The organism is Corallococcus sicarius (genome assembly GCF_003611735.1).
GTDB lineage: Bacteria > Myxococcota > Myxococcia > Myxococcales > Myxococcaceae > Corallococcus > Corallococcus sicarius.
Genome location: NZ_RAWG01000570.1, coordinates 1 through 2,483, shown reverse-complemented (window position 1 = coordinate 2,483; position 2,483 = coordinate 1). Strand labels below are relative to the sequence as shown.

The 2,483-nt window shown below is 66.1% G+C and carries 1 protein-coding gene; it reads left to right on the top strand.

Features of this window, described 5'->3' with window-relative positions:
• The first annotated feature begins 312 nt into the window (after positions 1 to 312).
• Positions 313 to 2,454 carry a recombinase family protein gene (locus D7X12_RS40785; protein WP_120630493.1) on the top strand — a complete coding sequence of 714 codons (2,142 nt, stop codon included), beginning with the start codon at positions 313 to 315 and terminating at the stop codon, positions 2,452 to 2,454.
• Positions 2,455 to 2,483 lie beyond the last annotated feature (29 nt).

Sequence of the window (2,483 nt, the reverse complement as noted above, 5' to 3'; positions counted from 1 at the left end):
AGAGTCGACCAAGCGAACAAAGGCGATAGACACAGGGCCAGGGTTGAAGCCGCCCGCCAGCGTGCCGACCGTGGGCATCACGGGGCTGCTGGCACTCGTGCGCTGGTGGAGGGGGCGAGATGGGGGGTGCAGGGAACTGCCCGCCTCGGGTAGCGAGGCTGGGCCCAGGGCTGCCAGCGTCCGCGGAGAATCCAGGTCCGGGGCCGCCGCCGATTCCCTCATGGGCCCAACTGCCCGGACACCGGCGTCGACGGCTGGTCGCCGTGTTGAGCGCGCTCGTCCAGCGGGAACGGGCAAGAAGGGAGGGCGCAGATGAGCGCGCAGAGCAGCAATCCCTCGGCGCAGCCGGAGTGGACCCTGGGCTCGAAAATTACGCCTCGCCACCTGGAGCGGTTGGCCATGGTGTACGTGCGGCAGTCGACCGCCCAACAACTGGTGAAGCACCAGGAGTCCACCCGACTGCAGTACGGATTGGTCGAGCGCGCCCGGGGCTTGGGGTGGCCCAGGGAGCGCATCATCGTCGTCGACGATGACCTGGGCCGTTCCGGTGCCAGCGCGGAAGGCCGCCCCGGTTTCCAGCGACTGGTGGCGGAAGTCAGTCTGGACCGCGTCGGCATCATCCTGGGCGTGGAAAGCTCGCGCCTCGCGCGCTCCTGCCGTGACTGGTACCAGTTGCTGGAAGTGTGCGCTCTGTTTGGCACCCTCATTGCCGACATGGATGGGCTCTACGAGCCGTCCAACTACAACGACCGACTCCTGCTGGGGCTCAAGGGCACCATGTCCGAGGCAGAGCTCCACGTCCTCAGGCAACGCATGCAGCAAGGTAAAGTGGCGAAGGCCCGGCGTGGAGAACTGGGCTTGCTGGTGCCCATTGGCTACATGCGGCGCCCCTCCGGCGAGGTGGTGAAGGACCCGGATGAGCAGGTGCAGTCAGTCGTGCAGCTTGTCTTCGCCCAGTTCGAGGCCCGTGGCACCGTCCACGGAGTCCTGCGCTACCTGGTGAACAACGGCATCAAGATGCCGGTGCGGCTGACCGCTGGCCCCGCAAAGGGAGAGCTGGAGTGGCGTCGGCCCAACCGTGCGACGCTGCACCACATGCTGAAAAACCCAGTCTATGCTGGCGCGTATGTCTATGGGCAGCGCCAGGTAGACCCGCGACGCCAGAAACCAGGGCGCCCGGGGACGGGCAGGTCGGTGGTGGCGCCCGGCAACTGGCTTGTTGCCCTCAAGGACAGACTGCCCGCATACATCAACTGGGAGCAGTACGAGCGCAATCTCGAGCAGCTGAAAGAAAACAGCGCTCAGGGGCTGGGGGCTGTTCGGAACGGGTCCGCGCTTCTGTCCGGCCTACTGCGCTGTGGGCGGTGCGGCTGCCGCATGATGGTGGCGTATGGAGCAGGCCGTCAGCGCTACGTGTGCTGCCGCAACGCGGTCCACCTGGGTGAACCCGAGTGCCAGTCGCTGGTCGGTCGCACTCTCGATGAGTGCATGAGCGAGCTGGTCCTCAAGGCCCTTATGCCCTCGGCGCTGGAGGTGAGCCTGAAGGTGGCGGAGGACCTGGAAGCGGAGCATGCGCGGCTGGCCGAGCACTGGCGCCAGCGGCTGGAGCGTGCGCGTTTCGAAGCGCAGCGTGCGCTGAGGCAGTACAACGCGGTGGAGCCGGAAAACCGGCTTGTAGCTCGCGGCTTGGAGTCGCAATTGGAGGAGAAGCTCGCCGCGCAAAAGTGCCTCGAGGAGGAGCACCAACGATGGCTCGCGAAACGGCCCTCCCCTGTGGGCGAGCAGGAGCGAAAGGCGATTCGCGCCCTGGCCAGTGACATTCCCGCACTCTGGAAGGCGTCGAGCACGACCTCTGCGGAGCGGCAAACCATCATCCGGCAACTGGTCGAGGAGGTCGTTGTCACCATCCTCGATGGCACGGAGCGCGTCGAGCTGTCCATCCAATGGGCGGGGGGGCATCGCACGCAGACGACGGTGGCGCGGCCCGTGGCTCGGATGGAGCAGCTGAGCTACTGGCCGCAACTCGCCAAGCGCATGGAGGAGCTACGCAGCCAGGGACTGGCCTCCCGAAGCATTGCGGAGCAGCTGAACAAGGAAGGCTGGCGCCCCGCGAAGCGCCGGTCCACCTTCAATGGCGACATGGTGCGTACGATTCTCTCGCGCCATCGACGGCTACGGAGCACGAGGCACGAGCCAAGGACACCAGCAGAGGCGCTGCGGCCGAATGAATGGCGACTGGCGGAGCTGGCAGCCAGGCTATCGATGCCGAGCATCACGCTCTACAGCTGGATGAAGCGCGGCTGGGTCAAGGGTCGTCAACTTGAGGGAGCGCTCCGGCTGTGGGTCGTCGAAGCGGACTCCAAAGAGCTTGCGAGGCTCAAGGCACTTCGGGCCGCTCCGAAGCACGAATGGCGCCGAACGCGAACTCCGCGGCCCACACATAAAGAGCTGTGACTAGGAGAGCAGCGTGCGTGGAAGATCAG

Excerpts from the sequence above, each read along its gene's own strand:
- D7X12_RS40785 (WP_120630493.1), top strand. The coding sequence starts at position 313 with ATGAGCGCGCAGAGCAGCAATCCCTCGGCGCAGCCGGAGTGGACCCTG.